Raw genomic sequence first — 14,998 nt, forward strand, 5'->3', positions numbered from 1 at the left:
TTATAAAGTATTTACATTTAATTATAAAGTTTATATCCTTTTACCATATAACGCTACTTATATGATGTCATTTCGATTACTCTAATGACCACCTAGTTTCCTAGAGTGCAAAGACTATTTCTTCACCTACACCATTATGTGTTTAGGGCAGACCTTTTCTTCCCTCAATCACTTAGGGCTTTACTCGGTATCTCAACCGATAGTCGTTGAAGTTTCTCCATATCTTTTGACTTAGGAGCTTACCTGCATGAACAAGGATTGTTTATAAACACTTAGGATTTAACCATATATTTATCCTTACGTTTTTTCTACTTTCGTACCGTGATATAGTGCTTTCGCCCATATTGTGGTGTAAGGCTTTACCCATTACCTGCAATTAAATCTGTGTCCTATGCTAATTTCTCAACATACGCAGCTTTATAGTTTATATTTTTATAATCTTTTTATTACGATTTATAAACTATTTGTTACTGTTTTGTATGCATCTACATCTTCATTTAAATATGAAATTACTACTTTTGCACCTTCTCTAACATAGGCAATCGCAACAGCTCTTCCAATTCCACTATCTCCACCTGTTATAATTGCAACCTTGTCCTTTAATCTATTACAAGAATAATCATAACCTTCCATTTCATAAATAGGCAGTGGTATCATATCTTCCTCTATTCCTGGTTGAATACTTTGGTGTTGTGCTGGCAAATCTTCAATAAATTTATCTACTAAGTCCATAAAATCATCCTCTCAAATTATATTTACTAGTATTATGGACTTTTTCAAAGGAAAATATAAAAAAACCATTATATAACTTACTCTTAACCTCAAAAGTAAATTTATATAATAGTTTTTATCTTAATATAAGTCATTTCAAAGTAACACATTGAAATATACGTCTTATCTTCTAGCATCCATAGAAGTCTGGAAATGATTTATCTGTGTTGGCCTTTGCATATTCATCTAGACCTTCCTTTAAATCTTCCATTTCATTTTCTAATTCCTCTAAACTTTTCTCTTTTAACTCTGATTCAAGTTCTTTTATCTTACCGATTTTCATTTTCAATTCCTCTCCGCTCATAACGTACGCCTCCTAAGTTGAATACTTCTCTATATTACAACATCTCTAAATAAAGACAAGTTCCTTAAAATATCATTTTTGCTAGTACAAATTAAATTTACTATTACTGAAAATCAATTTTTTGTCACCTTGCTTTGTATTTTTTTAACAATTTTAGCCATTAGTATATAAGGTAATATTTTTGATACCCCAAGTGCTACTTTATTAAAAAATCCTGGAACTACAATTGCCTTATTTTTCATAAGTCCCTTGTATCCTATCTTTGCAACATCATCTGATGACATAGCATTGCTTAAATCTTCTTTCCCTGCTTTTGTGCAAAACTCTGTTTTAGTTGCACCAGGGCATAATGTTACAACACTAATTCCATAATCTTTTACCTCTTCTCTAATCGCTATAGATAAAGATAGAACATAAGCCTTACTTGCATAATAAACACCTATCATAGGTCCTGCCTGAAAGGCACCTGTTGATGCTACATTTAAAATCTTTCCACATTTATTTTTCTTCATATGATTTATAGCAAGATATGAAAATCTAGTTAAAGCTCTCATATTCACTTCCATTATATCCTCATGCTTCTCCCATGAAATACTTGGAAATTCACCATTAAAACCAGCACCTGCATTATTTATTACAACATCAACCTGTGGAAAACTTTCCTCAATACTTATCCACAGACTTTCTAATTTATCTCTATCTGAAATATCTGCTATATATATAGTAGTTTTTATATTAGACCTATTATCAAAATCTTTTTTTATCGTATCTAACTTTTCTTTATTTCTTCCAACAAGTATTAAATCATAATTATTACTCGCAAATATTTTTGCAAAAGATAATCCAATTCCACTTGTAGCACCTGTAATTAAAACTTTTTTTTTCATTTTCTACTCCTCTATACCTTAATATTAATTATATTAAGTTTATTATTTTTTGAATGATATAGAAATATAAACTTTCAATAATTAAACTTTTTTCTATTTTCTTTTAAATACCAAAAAAATACAAAGCAATTACAGTCAAGATTATTAAATTTAAATATGTAACCTTTTAATTCCTTAAAAACTATAATATAACAAAATAATGTTATAAACTTTAACAAATTAGTGTTTTTTTAGGATGTTTGGTTAGAAAAATCGTAATAATTTTATGTAAATGTTTAAATCCTTATTGTGCTATACTTTTTAGCTTGTTATAATATGAAAGTATTATTTGTGGAAACTTTCACTTTATAATATGGGAGGGTGAGGGCTACAACATTAACAAGGAGAAAAAATGAATAGAATTTTTAAACTGAAAGAACATAACACAAATGTTAAAATCGAGCTTATGGCTGGATTGACTTCTTTCTTTGCAGCAGTTTATATTGTTGTAGTTAATGCTAGTATTTTAAGTGATGGAGGAAAAGGGATGCAACCGCTAATTATAGCGACTGTTCTAGCATCAATAGCAGGTTGCCTGTTAGTTGCATTCATAAGTAATGCACCTCTGGTTATTATGCCAGGTATGGGAATCAATGCTTTATTCACCTACACAATAGTCCAAACTATGGGACTAAGTTTTGAACAAGCACTTACAGCAGTAATTGTTTCAGGTATATTATTTACTATTATTGCGGTAACTCCAATATCAAATTTACTTGATAAAGGAATACCACATTCACTAAAGGCAGCAATAACTGTTGGAATAGGGTTATTTATAACATTCCTTGGTCTTCAAAAAGCAGGACTTGTTATAGCTGATAAAACAACTCTTGTAAAAATGGCTAGTCTTGGACAAGCGCATATATTAGTATTTGTTTTAACACTAATTCTTATGGTTATATTATTTATAAAAAAAGTTCCTGGAAACTTCCTTATCGGAATAATCTTTGGAACAGTATTATCAATAATTCTTGGAGATACAAACTTTAGTACAGCAGGTTTTGCGGTGCCAAGCTTCTCTGATTACGGTTCTGTATTTATGCAATTTGATTTTAAAGGAATGGCAAACATGAACTTCTGGGTTGCAGTATTCTCACTAACTCTTGTACTTGTATTCGAGAATGTTGGTCTACTCCATGCACAAGTTAACGGAATGCTTGATGCACCACATAAAAATAAAAAAGCACTTATGTCAGTTGCTCTTTCTACAATAGCTTGTGGAATATTTGGTACTAGCCCTTCAGTTTCAACAGTTGAAGGACAATCTGGTATAATTTCAGGTGGTAAAACTGGATTAACAGCTGTTTTTGCAGCCTTCTTCATATTACTATCATTATTCTTTATACCAACAATAACACTTATACCAAATGCAGCAATTGCACCAATACTAATAATAATTGGATCACTTATGATGGCTAACATAAAAGAAATAGATTTTTCTGATTTCTCAGAGTCATTCCCAGTATTCATATTATTTATATTAATACCTTTAACATTTAGTATTGTTGATGGTATGGCATTTGGATTTATACTTTATCCAATCACAAAAATATGTGTAAAAAAAGGTAAAGAAGTTCCAATTCCTACGTATGTAGTCTCAGGAATTTTCCTAATCTACCTACTAATGCACGCATTCAATATATAAGAAAAAGCCTACTAATTTTAAAATTAGTAGGCTTTTTCTATATCTATATTATATTCTACTTAGTTTCCAAGAAACATTTTCATATCATCTTCTACATTTGTAATTCCACCAATACCAAAGTTTTCAACTAAAACATTAGCAACATTTGGTGATAAGAATGCTGGAAGAGTTGGTCCAAGATGAATGTTTTTAACTCCAAGATGTAATAATGAAAGCAATACTATTACTGCTTTTTGCTCATACCAAGCTATGTTATAGCTTATAGGCAACTCATTAATATCTGTAAGTTCAAATATCTCTTTAAGTTTTAATGCTATAAGAACAAGTGAATATGAATCATTACATTGTCCTGCATCAAGAACTCTTGGTATACCACCAATATCTCCAAGATTTAATTTATTATATTTATACTTTGCACAACCTGCTGTTAAAATAACAGTATCCATTGGAAGTTCTTTTGCAAAATCTGTGTAGTAGTTTCTTGATTTAGCTCTACCATCACATCCTGCCATAACAAAGAATCTTTTTATAGCTCCAGATTTAACTGCATCTACAACTTTATCTGCTAAAGCAAAAACTTGTGCATGTGCAAATCCACCAATGATTTCTCCTGTTTCAATTTCAGTTGGTGACCCACATTTTTTAGCATGCTCAATTAATATAGAGAAATCTTTTACTCCATTCTCATTAGCCTCAATATGTTTCATACCTTCATAGCCTGCTGCCCCTGTTGTATAAACTCTATCTTTGTAACTATCTTTTGGAGGTACTATACAGTTTGTAGTCATAAGAACTGGTCCATTAAAACTTTCAAACTCCTCTTTTTGTTTCCACCAAGCATTTCCGTAGTTTCCTACAAAATGACTATATTTTTTAAATGCTGGATAATAGTGAGCAGGTAACATTTCACTATGAGTATAAACATCTACTCCTGTCCCTTCAGTTTGAGCAAGTAATTGTTCCATATCTTTAAGGTCATGACCTGAAATTAATATTGCAGGATTATTTTTAACTCCTATATTAACCATTGTCATTTCAGGGTTACCATAGCTAGTTGTATTTGCTTTATCAAGAATAGCCATTCCATCAACACCAAGCTTACCCATTTCAAGAGCCATTCCTGTAAGAACTTCACCTGAAAGTGAATCATCCATTGTAGCTACAAGCATTTTTTGCATTTCAAGATTGATATTTGCATTATCATATCCAAGTGCACTTGCATGTTTAAGATAAGCACAAAGTCCTTTTGAACCATAAATTATAAGTTCTCTTAAACTTCTAATATCTTCATTTTCTGTTGAAAGAACACCTACTGATTTAGCTTTCTCTAACATTTCTTCTTTATTAGCACCTATCCATATTGCAGCATCTACTAAATTATCTACATTACCACCATTTATAACAACTTCATTTTTAAGTTCATCTCTAAGTTTTATAGTTTCTTTAACTCTTTCTATAAATACTTCATTATCAAAATTGGCATTTGTAATAGTTGTAAATAATGATTCTACAATATATTTATTTATAAACTCTTTAGTTATCCCTACCTCACTAGCTTTTACTGTAACCATGCAAAGTCCCTTAGTCACATATACTAATAAATCTTGAAGCCCTGCAAGTTCTGGGCTCTTACCACAAACTCCTCTTACAGTACAAGCAGAACACCCTGCTGTTTCTTGACATTGAAAACAAAACATTTTTTTCTCCATAATAATCTCCTTATCCATTCATATAATTTATATTAATAAACTATCAAAAGATATTTTTTATCCTTTGAGCTTTAAATTTCTTCTTTATGGCTTTATAATATCAGGTTATCTCATTAAAGTCGGTAACTAATGTTACCAACACTACAATTCACTATAGATTTTCTATGAACAAATCTTCACTAAAAATTTACGTATATTTATGCAACTTTTAGGTATTTTATGCATAAATATGTTGATTTACATTTTTTTCTAATATATAATATTTTTAAGAGTTACGTTAATTTTAAATTTCGAGGGGGAATTAAAATGTTAAATAGTTTAAATACAACTGAAAAAAAAGCTTATTCAGCTTCAGATATATGCAAATTTATATTACCATCATTATTAGGAGTTTTACTTTTTATGGTTCCTATAAAAACTGCTGATGGAATAACAATACCAGTCGCATTCTTATCTGGTTTTATAACTACTTCATTAGAATCTTATTTACCACTTATACTAACTATAATGATTACAACAATAGCAATATTATCTACGGTTACAAAATTTATTAAACCAAGTTTTATAATAAACAATAAAACTTTATATTCACTTTTTAACACATCAAATATTTGGTATTCAGTAAGAATAATTGGTGCTATATTTGCACTACTTACATTCTTTGGAGTTGGGCCCGAATTTATAATTAGTGAAAATACATCTGGGCTTTTACTTACAGGACTTCTACCAACATTATTTGGAGTTTTCCTTTTTGCCGGATTATTCTTACCACTACTTTTAAACTTTGGACTTTTAGAATTCTGTGGAACTATGCTTACAAAAATCATGAAACCTTTATTTGGACTTCCAGGAAGAGCATCTGTAGACTGCTTAACATCTTGGATAGGAGATGGAACAATCGGAGTTATCTTAACTTCAAGACAATATGAAGAAGGGCATTATACAGAAAAAGAAGCTTGTACTATAGGTACTGCATTCTCAGCAGTTTCTATTACTTTCAGTTTTATTATTATTTCTCAAGTTGGACTTCAACATATGTTTGTACCTTTTTATATTACAATTACGTTTGCAGGAATTATAGCTGCTATAATACTTCCAAAGATAGGTCCTTTAAAAAACAAATCAACAAAATATTATAATGATATGGAACCTCAGTCATCTGATTTAATTCCAAAAGGTCATACTTCATTTAGCTATGGACTTGAACTTGCAGTAACTAAAGCTAGTACAAGTACTGGTTTAAAAGGATTTATTTCCGAGGGAATACATAATGTCCTAGATATTATGGTCGGAGTACTTCCAGTAGTTATGGCTATGGGAGGAATTGCTCTTATCCTTGCTGAGTACACACCAATATTCAAAATACTTGGACTTCCATTTATCCCATTATTCTGGCTTTTAAATATTCCACATGCTAGCGAGGCTGCTAGTACAATACTTGTTGGATTTGCAGATATGTTCCTACCTTCAGTTATAATAGCTCAAGATGGAATTGCAGAAATCACAAAATTTGTAGTTGCTTGTGTATCAGTTACACAACTTATATATATGTCAGAGGTTGGAAGTGTTATTCTTGGTTCATCAATACCAATAAATATAAAAGAATTATTTATAATATTTATACAAAGAACACTTATAACGCTACCAATAATTGCGATAATCGCACACATATTATTCTAAAAGAAAATGCTACCTCAACTTTGAGGTAGCATTTTTTATCTATTATCTTCTTGCATGATTAAACATTGGATCAACCATATTATATTCATATGTCATTCCATTAACTATTCCTACCACCTTCTCACTATCATATAAATCTAGTAAAAACCCAGCCATCTCACTAGCTGTATGGAATTTTTTCATATGCTCTTTATAACTAAATTCTTTAGTATCAAGTGCATTTATAGCAAACTCAGTTTCAGTAGCTGCTGGTGCTAAAACTTTAACCTTCATTTTTGAACCTCTGAACTCAAGCTCTTTTGCAATCCCCTCTGTAAAAGCACTAACATAAAACTTTGTAGCACAATAAGTTACATTATCACCTATCATTGTATAACCACCTGCTGATGATATATTTATAAGTTGTGTTCCCTCTACATTCTCATAATCTTTAATATATAAAGTTGATAAAACTGTTAAAGCCTCAATATTTAAAGCTATCATATTATGTATTTTACTTAAATCAACATCTGCAATTGTAGCTCTATCTCCAAACCCTGCATTATTAATCCAAGTTTCTATATCTAAACTTTTTAAATCTTCATATAACTTATAAACATTCTCTAATTTCCCAAGGTCTGAAACTTTGATAATAACATCAAGTTCTTTATTTATCTCTTTTACTTCTGATTTTAAGCTTTCAAGTTCTGCTTCTCTTCTTGCAACAACAACTAAGTTTTTACCTCTCTTAGCAAACTCCTTAGCTGCTTCTCTACCTATCCCTGTACTCGCTCCTGTTATAACTGTATATTTCATTTAAAATTCCTCCTTAGTGTTCTTATATTTCATTTTTCCTATTCGTTATTCTAAATATACACCTTAGAGTGAACTCTAAGTCAATATCTTTTTTTTATTATTTTTTTAAACTATAATAGCATCATACAAAAGAAAAGATACGAGGTGAAAATCAAATGTACTCAATTAAAGAAACTTCAGATATAACTAATGTTAGTTCATATACACTTAGATACTACGAAAAAGAAGAGATATTATTTCCAAATCGTGATGCACAAGGAAATAGAACTTATTCAGACAATGATATTAAATGGATTAAGTTTGTTGTAAGACTAAAAAATTCACAAATGCCTATCTCAAAAATAAAAGAATATACAAGATTATTTAAAGAAGGTGAGCATACAAGTAATCAAAGACTTGCTATCCTGCAAGAACAACAAGAAAATATTCAGCATCAATTAGCGCTATTAGATATCGTTAACAAGGAACTTGAATATAAAATTCAAAATTATAAAGAATTAATAAAAAAACACCCTGTTAAATAGAGCTAAATTCTATCTAACGAGGTAATTTTTTAGTATCTAGTAAAGCTTATTTTAAAGTTAAGAACTAACTTTATTTAAAATTACTATTATTATGATAAGCCCATCCATAAGGATCCTGTGCACCATTTTTGACAACACGATTAGAATAATTAGATATAGCTCTATATCTATGTGTTCTTGTTGGAGTATATCCAGCTTTTGAACTAACAGCTTTTATTTTTTCATGATATTGTAGATATTGTGAATCCCCTGTAAATCCTCCTGCATTTCCTTTCCAAGCATTAGATTGATATTCCCAACCACCTTTAGATTTTACCATCGCCTTAGACTGTGATGCAGATGCAATTATTGGTGCTCCAATAGCTCCTACTAAAATAGTTGCAGCTAAAATTTTAGATATTTTTTTCATAAGAAAACCTCCATCAAAACATTTCTATAATTAGTATATTATGTAAACATTACCAACATATATAAATAATTTTTGTAAATATTACCAATATTATGATAATTTATTGTATTATTTAATAAAAAGGAGGGTTTTTATGGATAAAAAACTAAATTTAAAATTATCTGATTATTTTTTTGTTATTTCATGTTCGGTAATTATTTTTATATTTTCGTTAAGCATATCATTTATTAGTCATGAAATAGGAAAGTATAAAGTCAACAACCCCAAATATAATAAACAAATTACATTGCCAAGAGAATCTACAATTCAGTTAAATAATTTATATGAATTGCTAAAAGAAGAAAATATCACCATAAAATTAAGAAAATATAGAGATGATGATATGATTGTAGAAACCTATTTGAATATCAATGATAATTTTTATCTTCAGGATGTTGCTGAAGGTGAAGTTCTTTCTATGAAGGATTTTAGAGATGAAAATAATTTTGCTGTATTCAGCAATACTTTTAATGGAGAAAAAACTTTAGAAATAAAAAATGATGTAGGAGTCATTAATAATGTTAATTTAAAAGAGATTGGAACAGTATATTCTATTGAAGGTAAGATGATTATTTCTAATAATCTCTTTAATCAATTTTTGAAAAGTGAAAACTTAACTAGAGAAGAAGTAATTATTGTATTATCTGGAGAGGAAAAAGAAATAGCAAATTGTATAAACCTTATAAAGAAAGAATTTCTAAATTTAGATGAAGAAATTACAGTAAATGATTATTTTACACATGATACTTCAAGCGAATGGACCTCCCTTATATTTTCTTTAGTATTAATATTTTTAATAACATTTTCTAATACTATTGGAATTTCATATTTCTTGGTAAAAAGTTTAGAAAAAGAGATAATTATAAAAAAGGTTGTTGGAGCAACTAACCTTGGTCTTATTAAAGAATTTTTTGTTTACTTTAATAAGATAACTTTAATCTCTTTAGTTATTGCTCTAACATCACATTTTATAGTGAATTTAATTACTAGAGGATATTTAGGAAATATGAATATATCAATATCTATTATGAATCTATTTGTTTCATTTATATTTATAATAATTTTTTCAATTATATCTATAATACCGTTTTTAATCTATATAATGAAGATTAAACCCGTAGTTATTACTAGGAGGTCTTAGATGTATACGTTAAAGAGAATTAAAAAGATGGGATATTTATTGATATTGATATTATTACAATTATCATTGTCTTTATCAATAATAAATAACAGTAGTAATTTATTATTAGCGAATCAAAGTAAAAAGAAAGGATTAGAATCTTTATTTAATGCTAGTAAGTCATATTTAGTTAGATTAGTTCCAATAGATGGATTTGATAATCAAGATGAAAATTTCGACTATTTTGAATCATTTACAGTAGCTAATGAAAACTATGATGTATTTTTAGACTTGAAAAAAAGCAATTTAATAAAAAATGATTTTATTTATTATCCAAGTATTATGCCTATAAAAGAAATAAATTTAGAAAACATTCCAAAAAAGCATCAAAATTTATCAGAAATTAATCAAATGGAGGCATTATCTAAAATATTAGTATGCGATAATTTTTTAAATAAAAATACTATTAAAGTTTCAAAAGGAAGAACTTTAACAGCAGAAGATACAAAAAAAGATTATAAAAAAGATAATATACCAATATTATTAGGAAGCGACTTTAAAGACATTTATAAAATAGGTGATAAAATACCAGCTGAAAATTGGGCAACTATAGATGAGTTCGATAATATAATGTTTGAAGTAGTCGGAATAATGGAAGATTATGCTATACCTGCTACTAGAAATTATGGAGATGCATTTGCAAGTAGTGTATTACTCGGAAATGCTTTTACTGTTATTCCAACAGTTGATAATTTTCTTTCCTTATCTCATGGTGCAGCAATAGGTGATAGTGGAGTTATATTAGAACTAAATGATAATACAAGTATAAGTTATATAAAAGATTATTTAAACGAAAAATTTAATAAATTAGATTTCAAGGTGGATATATCAGATCTTGGAATGCTTAATAATACAGCATTAAATTTAACTAGAGATTATAAATCTTCACTAATTCTTGGAGTCGTATTATGTTTACTCTCTATGATGGGAACTACATGTATATTATTAGGTATTATTAAACAAAGGCAAAGAGAATTTGCTATAAAACTAACTAATGGTGCTACTATAAATAATATAATAGATGAATTCAAAAAAGAAATTAGAGCTATTTGTATTTTAGCGAGTATTATTTCTATAAGTATTTCTATAGGAAAAGTTCCTTCTTTACTAATAATATCAATAAATATAGGTTTAATATTATTAATTACAATGATAATATCAATTTTGCCTATAAAACATCTAAAAAAACTCAAATTAATAGAATTATTAAAAGAAAACTAGGGAGGTATAATGATTAAATTAATTGATATAAATAAAACTTATAATAAAAATGAGGCAACTAAATTTAAAGCATTAGATTGTTTAAATCTTGAAATAAAAAAAGGTGAATTAGTAGCTATAATGGGAGAGTCTGGTTCAGGAAAAACAACTCTTTTAAATATATTGTCATTGATAGATAATGCATCTAGCGGTAAATATATATTCAAGGATAAAGATATAACTAAAATGTTATATAAAAATATATGTAAATTTAGAAATGAAGAAGTTGGAATAGTATTTCAAAATTTTAATTTATTGAATAACTACACCATAGTTGATAACATTAGTATTCCAATTATGTACTCTACTAATAAAGATAATATGCATAATAAAGTTGCTAAAATGATTAAACAGCTAGGCTTATATGAGCATAAACATAAATTAATTGAAGAGTTATCTGGTGGACAAAAACAAAGAGTTGCTATTGGACGAGCATTAATAAATAATCCAGAATTAATTTTAGCTGATGAGCCTACTGGCGCTTTAGATAAAAAAACAAAAGATGAAATAATGGACCTATTTTTAGAGATAAATAAAGAAGGGAAAACTGTTATTATAATAACTCATGATATTAATGTAGCTAAAAAATGTAATAGAATACTAACGCTAGAAGATGGTGTTTTAATTTCTGATACACAACCTTCAGAGAATTTAGTTTAATATTGTTGATAAAATAAACAACTATAAAGAATTAATAAAAAGGCAAACCTCAAATAAAGGTTTGCCTTTCCCTATGCTTTAGATAAATTTTATTACCTATCTAAACTCTTCTATTCTAATAAGATTATCAATCTTTTTGATTTCTTTAATTTCATATATATCATCAATTGCTGATATGATACTACCTTCAGTTGTATGATGAGTTTCAAGAACTAATGTTACATACTGCCCAGTTCTTTTTTTACCTCTTTGAATTATAGACCTAATACTAACTTCATTATCACCAAATGCTTTAGTTATTGAACCTAAAACTCCTGGCTCATCAATAGTTGTAATTCTAATATAATATCTACATACAGCATCTTTTATATCTTTAATTTCTTTCTTCCAAAGATTATTTTTAACTACCGGAATATCATTCTCATGGTCAACATTACTTCTAAGTATAGAGATAATATCACTCACAACCGCACTTCCTGTAGGTAAGTCTCCAGCCCCTCTACCATAAAACATAAGGTCACCAACTGCGTTACCTCTTATAAATATAGCATTAAATGCATCATAAACATTCGCAAGTGGATGTGTTGCTGGAATCATAGTTGGGTGAACTCTTAAATCAAGCCCTTTATCATCTTCTTTAACTGTTGCAAGAAGCTTTATTTTAAGACCAAGCTCTTTTGCATATTCAATATCTTGTGATGTAATATTAGTAATCCCTTCTCTATAAACATCTTCAACCTCAACTTTTGTTCCAAAAGCAAGAGATGCTAAAATAGCAAGTTTATACTGTGCATCATATCCTTCTATATCTGATGTTGGGTCTGCTTCTGCATATCCCATTTCTTGTGCTTCTTTAAGTGCATCATCAAAATCAACACCTTCAAGTTCCATTTTGCTTAATATATAATTAGTTGTCCCATTAACTATTCCATACATTCTTTCTATCTTATTAGCAGTAAGACTCTCATTTATCCCACTTATTATTGGAATTCCTCCAGCTACACTAGCCTCGTAGTTGAATTTAACTCCATGTTTGTCAGCTTCCTCAAAAAGTTCATCACCCATTTTAGCAAGTAACATTTTATTCGCTGTAACAATATGTTTTCCTTTTTTTATAGCCTCAAGAATATATCCTTTAGCAGGGTCTATTCCCCCCATAAGTTCAACAACAATTTTGATTTCATCATCATTAATAATATCACTGTAACTTGTTGTTAAAAGTTCATCTGGAACTTCAACCCCTCTTGGTTTTGACTTATCTCTTACAAGAATTTTTGTAATCTCAACATCATAACCTGAACGTTTTAATACCTCATCTTTGTTAGACTCGAATATTTTCCATACTCCACGACCAACATTCCCCAATCCTAGTAGTGCAATTTTAATTTTTTTCATATATATAACCCCCTTTTTTTCTAAATACCCCAATATAGAAACTAATCTATAACATTATTATATACTTAGATTCCATATTTTACCACTAAATCACAAAAATAAAATACACTTGTATTTCACACGTGTACTTTCATGCAAAAAAGCGCCTATTTTTTTATAAAATAGACACTTTTTTTAATTTAATTAATTTATATGAATGCACCAATAAACACAATAGCTATTAAAACTGGTGTAATATATTTTGCTGTAAATAATACTATTTTAGCTATTTTCTCATTTTTAATTGCTCCATAATTCGTAAGTTGATCTATAAAGAACTGTCTTTTTATAAAGTAAATTCCAAAGATACACATCAAAATGCAATTAAGCGGTAACATAAATAATTGTACTGCTTTATCATAAAAATCAAAGAATGTATTTCCAAAAATCTTTATATGTGAAAGTGGTGCCTGTGAATGTCCTGATAATGCTGCAAGTGACCCAAAACTTAATATAACCACTGCATTTATAACTTGTGCTTTAACTCTATCAAGTTTTAACTCTTCAACTAACGCTGCTGTTAATACTTCAAATAAAGATATCATAGCCATTGTTGCTGCCATAGCTGTTAATGTAAAGAATGCAACTGTAAGAATTTGCCCACCTGGAATTCCACTAAATATTAAAGGTATTGTTTCAAATAATAATCCAGGCCCACTTGTAGGTTCAAGTCCAAATGAAAATACTGCTGGGAATATAGCAAGCCCTGCAAGTATAGAAACTCCTGTATCAGCAAGTGCAACCTTTGTTGCTGTCCCTACAAGATTATTATCATCAGTATAATAACTACTATATGTAACCATTGTCCCAGTTCCAACACAAAGTTTAAAGAATGCTAGTCCCATAGCTGCAACTACAACCCCTAAATTAATCTTTGAAAAATCAGGCTTTAATAAAAATTCTACACCTTCCATTGCCCCCGGAAGCATAAGACTTCTAATAACACAAAATACTAAAAGACCAATTAAAACTGGCATAAGAGTTTTTGTTATTTTTTCAATTCCCCCCTTAACACCAAAAGCAAGAATTCCACAAGCAACTATAACTGCAACAACTTGCCAACTTATAGCACTTATTGGATTCGAACTAGTTTGAACAAATACATTAGAAACTTCTGCTGCACTCATTCCATTAAATAAGCCACTTATTGCTTTAAATATATAAGAATATACCCACCCTGCAACTGCTGTATAGAAAAATAATATAAATGATGTTGAAATAATTCCTATGAATCCTATCGCCCTAAAAATCTTTTTATTTGTAAATTTTTTTATAGCTCCATATATATTTTTTCTAGTTCCTCTACCAATTGAAAATTCAATTAAAAGTACAGGTAATGCTATTAGCAATAGACATATAAAATAAACAAAAATAAAAGCTGCTCCCCCATTTTCTCCTGTTACATATGGAAATAACCAAATGTTTCCAAGTCCAACAGCCGAACTTAAAGTAGCTAAGAATACTGCAAGACCTGACGAGAATTTTTCTCTACCTTTCTCTTTTTTAACTGACATATATTATCCCCCTAACATGTATGTTTTTTACATTATATACTACTAATTTAATAATTTTCAAGATATTTATCTGATAATATGAAAATTTATCAATCTAATAACGAATAATCTATCAATAAAATTGCAAAAGGGATGTATTTTTAATACA

The 14,998-nt window shown here is 28.9% G+C and carries 14 protein-coding genes; 6 read left to right on the forward strand and 8 right to left on the reverse strand.

Translation table 11 applies throughout. From position 1 onward, the window contains the following. Positions 1-453: 453 nt before the first annotated feature. The 3 genes from Q0V24_RS04460 to Q0V24_RS04470 form a co-directional block, all read right to left on the reverse strand. Positions 454-732: an SDR family NAD(P)-dependent oxidoreductase gene (locus Q0V24_RS04460; protein ID WP_366938271.1), complete on the reverse strand. Its 279-nt coding sequence runs from the start codon at positions 730-732 to the stop codon at positions 454-456. Positions 733-901: 169 nt separating this feature from the next. After that, positions 902-1,075 (reverse strand): hypothetical protein, encoded by a 174-nt coding sequence (locus Q0V24_RS04465; protein WP_297518973.1) that lies wholly within the window; start codon positions 1,073-1,075, stop codon positions 902-904. A 113-nt stretch (positions 1,076-1,188) separates the two neighbouring features. Continuing rightward, a complete protein-coding gene (locus Q0V24_RS04470) occupies positions 1,189-1,962 on the reverse strand; it encodes an SDR family oxidoreductase (RefSeq protein WP_297518975.1) in 774 nt (257 codons plus the stop codon). Positions 1,963-2,353: 391 nt separating this feature from the next. Here Q0V24_RS04470 and Q0V24_RS04475 point away from each other — a divergent pair, with 391 nt between their 5' ends. Next, complete coding sequence (locus Q0V24_RS04475; protein ID WP_297518977.1) at positions 2,354-3,646, forward strand: NCS2 family permease; 1,293 nt, start codon at positions 2,354-2,356, stop codon at positions 3,644-3,646. Between the two features lie 59 nt (positions 3,647-3,705). Here Q0V24_RS04475 and hcp read toward each other — a convergent pair whose 3' ends face one another. After that, entirely contained in the window at positions 3,706-5,355 is a 1,650-nt protein-coding gene (gene hcp, locus Q0V24_RS04480) for a hydroxylamine reductase (RefSeq protein WP_297518979.1), read from the reverse strand. Between the two features lie 306 nt (positions 5,356-5,661). Between hcp and Q0V24_RS04485 the strand changes: the two genes are divergently transcribed. Further along, positions 5,662-7,035: a YjiH family protein gene (locus Q0V24_RS04485; protein ID WP_297518981.1), complete on the forward strand. Its 1,374-nt coding sequence runs from the start codon at positions 5,662-5,664 to the stop codon at positions 7,033-7,035. A gap of 42 nt (positions 7,036-7,077) precedes the next feature. Here the strand turns inward: Q0V24_RS04485 and Q0V24_RS04490 are convergent, their stop codons facing one another. Continuing rightward, positions 7,078-7,830, reverse strand: coding sequence for an SDR family NAD(P)-dependent oxidoreductase (locus tag Q0V24_RS04490; protein WP_297518983.1), 753 nt, complete (start codon positions 7,828-7,830; stop codon positions 7,078-7,080). Positions 7,831-7,985: 155 nt separating this feature from the next. On the opposite strand from Q0V24_RS04490, the gene Q0V24_RS04495 reads away from it, so the two are divergent. Beyond that, positions 7,986-8,354, forward strand: coding sequence for a MerR family transcriptional regulator (locus Q0V24_RS04495; RefSeq protein WP_297518985.1), 369 nt, complete (start codon positions 7,986-7,988; stop codon positions 8,352-8,354). A gap of 70 nt (positions 8,355-8,424) precedes the next feature. On the opposite strand, the gene Q0V24_RS04500 is transcribed toward Q0V24_RS04495, so the two are convergent. Further along, a complete protein-coding gene (locus tag Q0V24_RS04500) occupies positions 8,425-8,763 on the reverse strand; it encodes a hypothetical protein (protein ID WP_297518987.1) in 339 nt (112 codons plus the stop codon). Positions 8,764-8,896: 133 nt separating this feature from the next. On the opposite strand from Q0V24_RS04500, the gene Q0V24_RS04505 reads away from it, so the two are divergent. Genes Q0V24_RS04505 through Q0V24_RS04515 form a run of 3 tightly spaced genes read left to right on the forward strand, consistent with a single transcriptional unit; the run spans position 8,897 to position 11,902 of the window. Continuing rightward, positions 8,897-9,943 carry a hypothetical protein gene (locus Q0V24_RS04505; RefSeq protein WP_297518988.1) on the forward strand — a complete coding sequence of 349 codons (1,047 nt, stop codon included), beginning with the start codon at positions 8,897-8,899 and terminating at the stop codon, positions 9,941-9,943. Next, a complete protein-coding gene (locus tag Q0V24_RS04510) occupies positions 9,944-11,203 on the forward strand; it encodes a hypothetical protein (protein ID WP_297518990.1) in 1,260 nt (419 codons plus the stop codon). 9 nt (positions 11,204-11,212) lie between these two features. Continuing rightward, on the forward strand, positions 11,213-11,902 hold the full coding sequence (locus tag Q0V24_RS04515; protein ID WP_297518992.1) for an ABC transporter ATP-binding protein: 690 nt from the start codon (positions 11,213-11,215) through the stop codon (positions 11,900-11,902). Between the two features lie 96 nt (positions 11,903-11,998). Here Q0V24_RS04515 and Q0V24_RS04520 read toward each other — a convergent pair whose 3' ends face one another. Further along, positions 11,999-13,297 (reverse strand): homoserine dehydrogenase, encoded by a 1,299-nt coding sequence (locus Q0V24_RS04520; RefSeq protein WP_297518994.1) that lies wholly within the window; start codon positions 13,295-13,297, stop codon positions 11,999-12,001. A gap of 188 nt (positions 13,298-13,485) precedes the next feature. Then, a complete protein-coding gene (locus Q0V24_RS04525; protein ID WP_297518996.1) occupies positions 13,486-14,850 on the reverse strand; it encodes a sodium-dependent transporter in 1,365 nt (454 codons plus the stop codon). Positions 14,851-14,998 lie beyond the last annotated feature (148 nt).

This window comes from uncultured Clostridium sp., assembly GCF_947039605.1.
In the GTDB taxonomy this organism is placed as follows: domain Bacteria; phylum Bacillota; class Clostridia; order Clostridiales; family Clostridiaceae; genus Sarcina.

What these genes read in the sequence shown, in the direction of transcription:
- Q0V24_RS04465 (WP_297518973.1), bottom strand. Translation starts at nt 1,075, where the DNA reads ATGAGCGGAGAGGAATTGAAAATGAAAATCGGTAAGATAAAAGAACTT.
- Q0V24_RS04500 (WP_297518987.1), bottom strand. Translation starts at nt 8,763, where the DNA reads ATGAAAAAAATATCTAAAATTTTAGCTGCAACTATTTTAGTAGGAGCT.
- Q0V24_RS04470 (WP_297518975.1), bottom strand. Translation starts at nt 1,962, where the DNA reads ATGAAAAAAAAAGTTTTAATTACAGGTGCTACAAGTGGAATTGGATTA.
- Q0V24_RS04490 (WP_297518983.1), bottom strand. Translation starts at nt 7,830, where the DNA reads ATGAAATATACAGTTATAACAGGAGCGAGTACAGGGATAGGTAGAGAA.
- Q0V24_RS04510 (WP_297518990.1), top strand. Translation starts at nt 9,944, where the DNA reads ATGTATACGTTAAAGAGAATTAAAAAGATGGGATATTTATTGATATTG.
- Q0V24_RS04485 (WP_297518981.1), top strand. Translation starts at nt 5,662, where the DNA reads ATGTTAAATAGTTTAAATACAACTGAAAAAAAAGCTTATTCAGCTTCA.
- Q0V24_RS04525 (WP_297518996.1), bottom strand. Translation starts at nt 14,850, where the DNA reads ATGTCAGTTAAAAAAGAGAAAGGTAGAGAAAAATTCTCGTCAGGTCTT.
- Q0V24_RS04505 (WP_297518988.1), top strand. Translation starts at nt 8,897, where the DNA reads ATGGATAAAAAACTAAATTTAAAATTATCTGATTATTTTTTTGTTATT.
- Q0V24_RS04495 (WP_297518985.1), top strand. Translation starts at nt 7,986, where the DNA reads ATGTACTCAATTAAAGAAACTTCAGATATAACTAATGTTAGTTCATAT.
- Q0V24_RS04520 (WP_297518994.1), bottom strand. Translation starts at nt 13,297, where the DNA reads ATGAAAAAAATTAAAATTGCACTACTAGGATTGGGGAATGTTGGTCGT.
- Q0V24_RS04515 (WP_297518992.1), top strand. Translation starts at nt 11,213, where the DNA reads ATGATTAAATTAATTGATATAAATAAAACTTATAATAAAAATGAGGCA.
- Q0V24_RS04460 (WP_366938271.1), bottom strand. Translation starts at nt 732, where the DNA reads ATGGACTTAGTAGATAAATTTATTGAAGATTTGCCAGCACAACACCAA.
- Q0V24_RS04475 (WP_297518977.1), top strand. Translation starts at nt 2,354, where the DNA reads ATGAATAGAATTTTTAAACTGAAAGAACATAACACAAATGTTAAAATC.
- hcp (WP_297518979.1), bottom strand. Translation starts at nt 5,355, where the DNA reads ATGGAGAAAAAAATGTTTTGTTTTCAATGTCAAGAAACAGCAGGGTGT.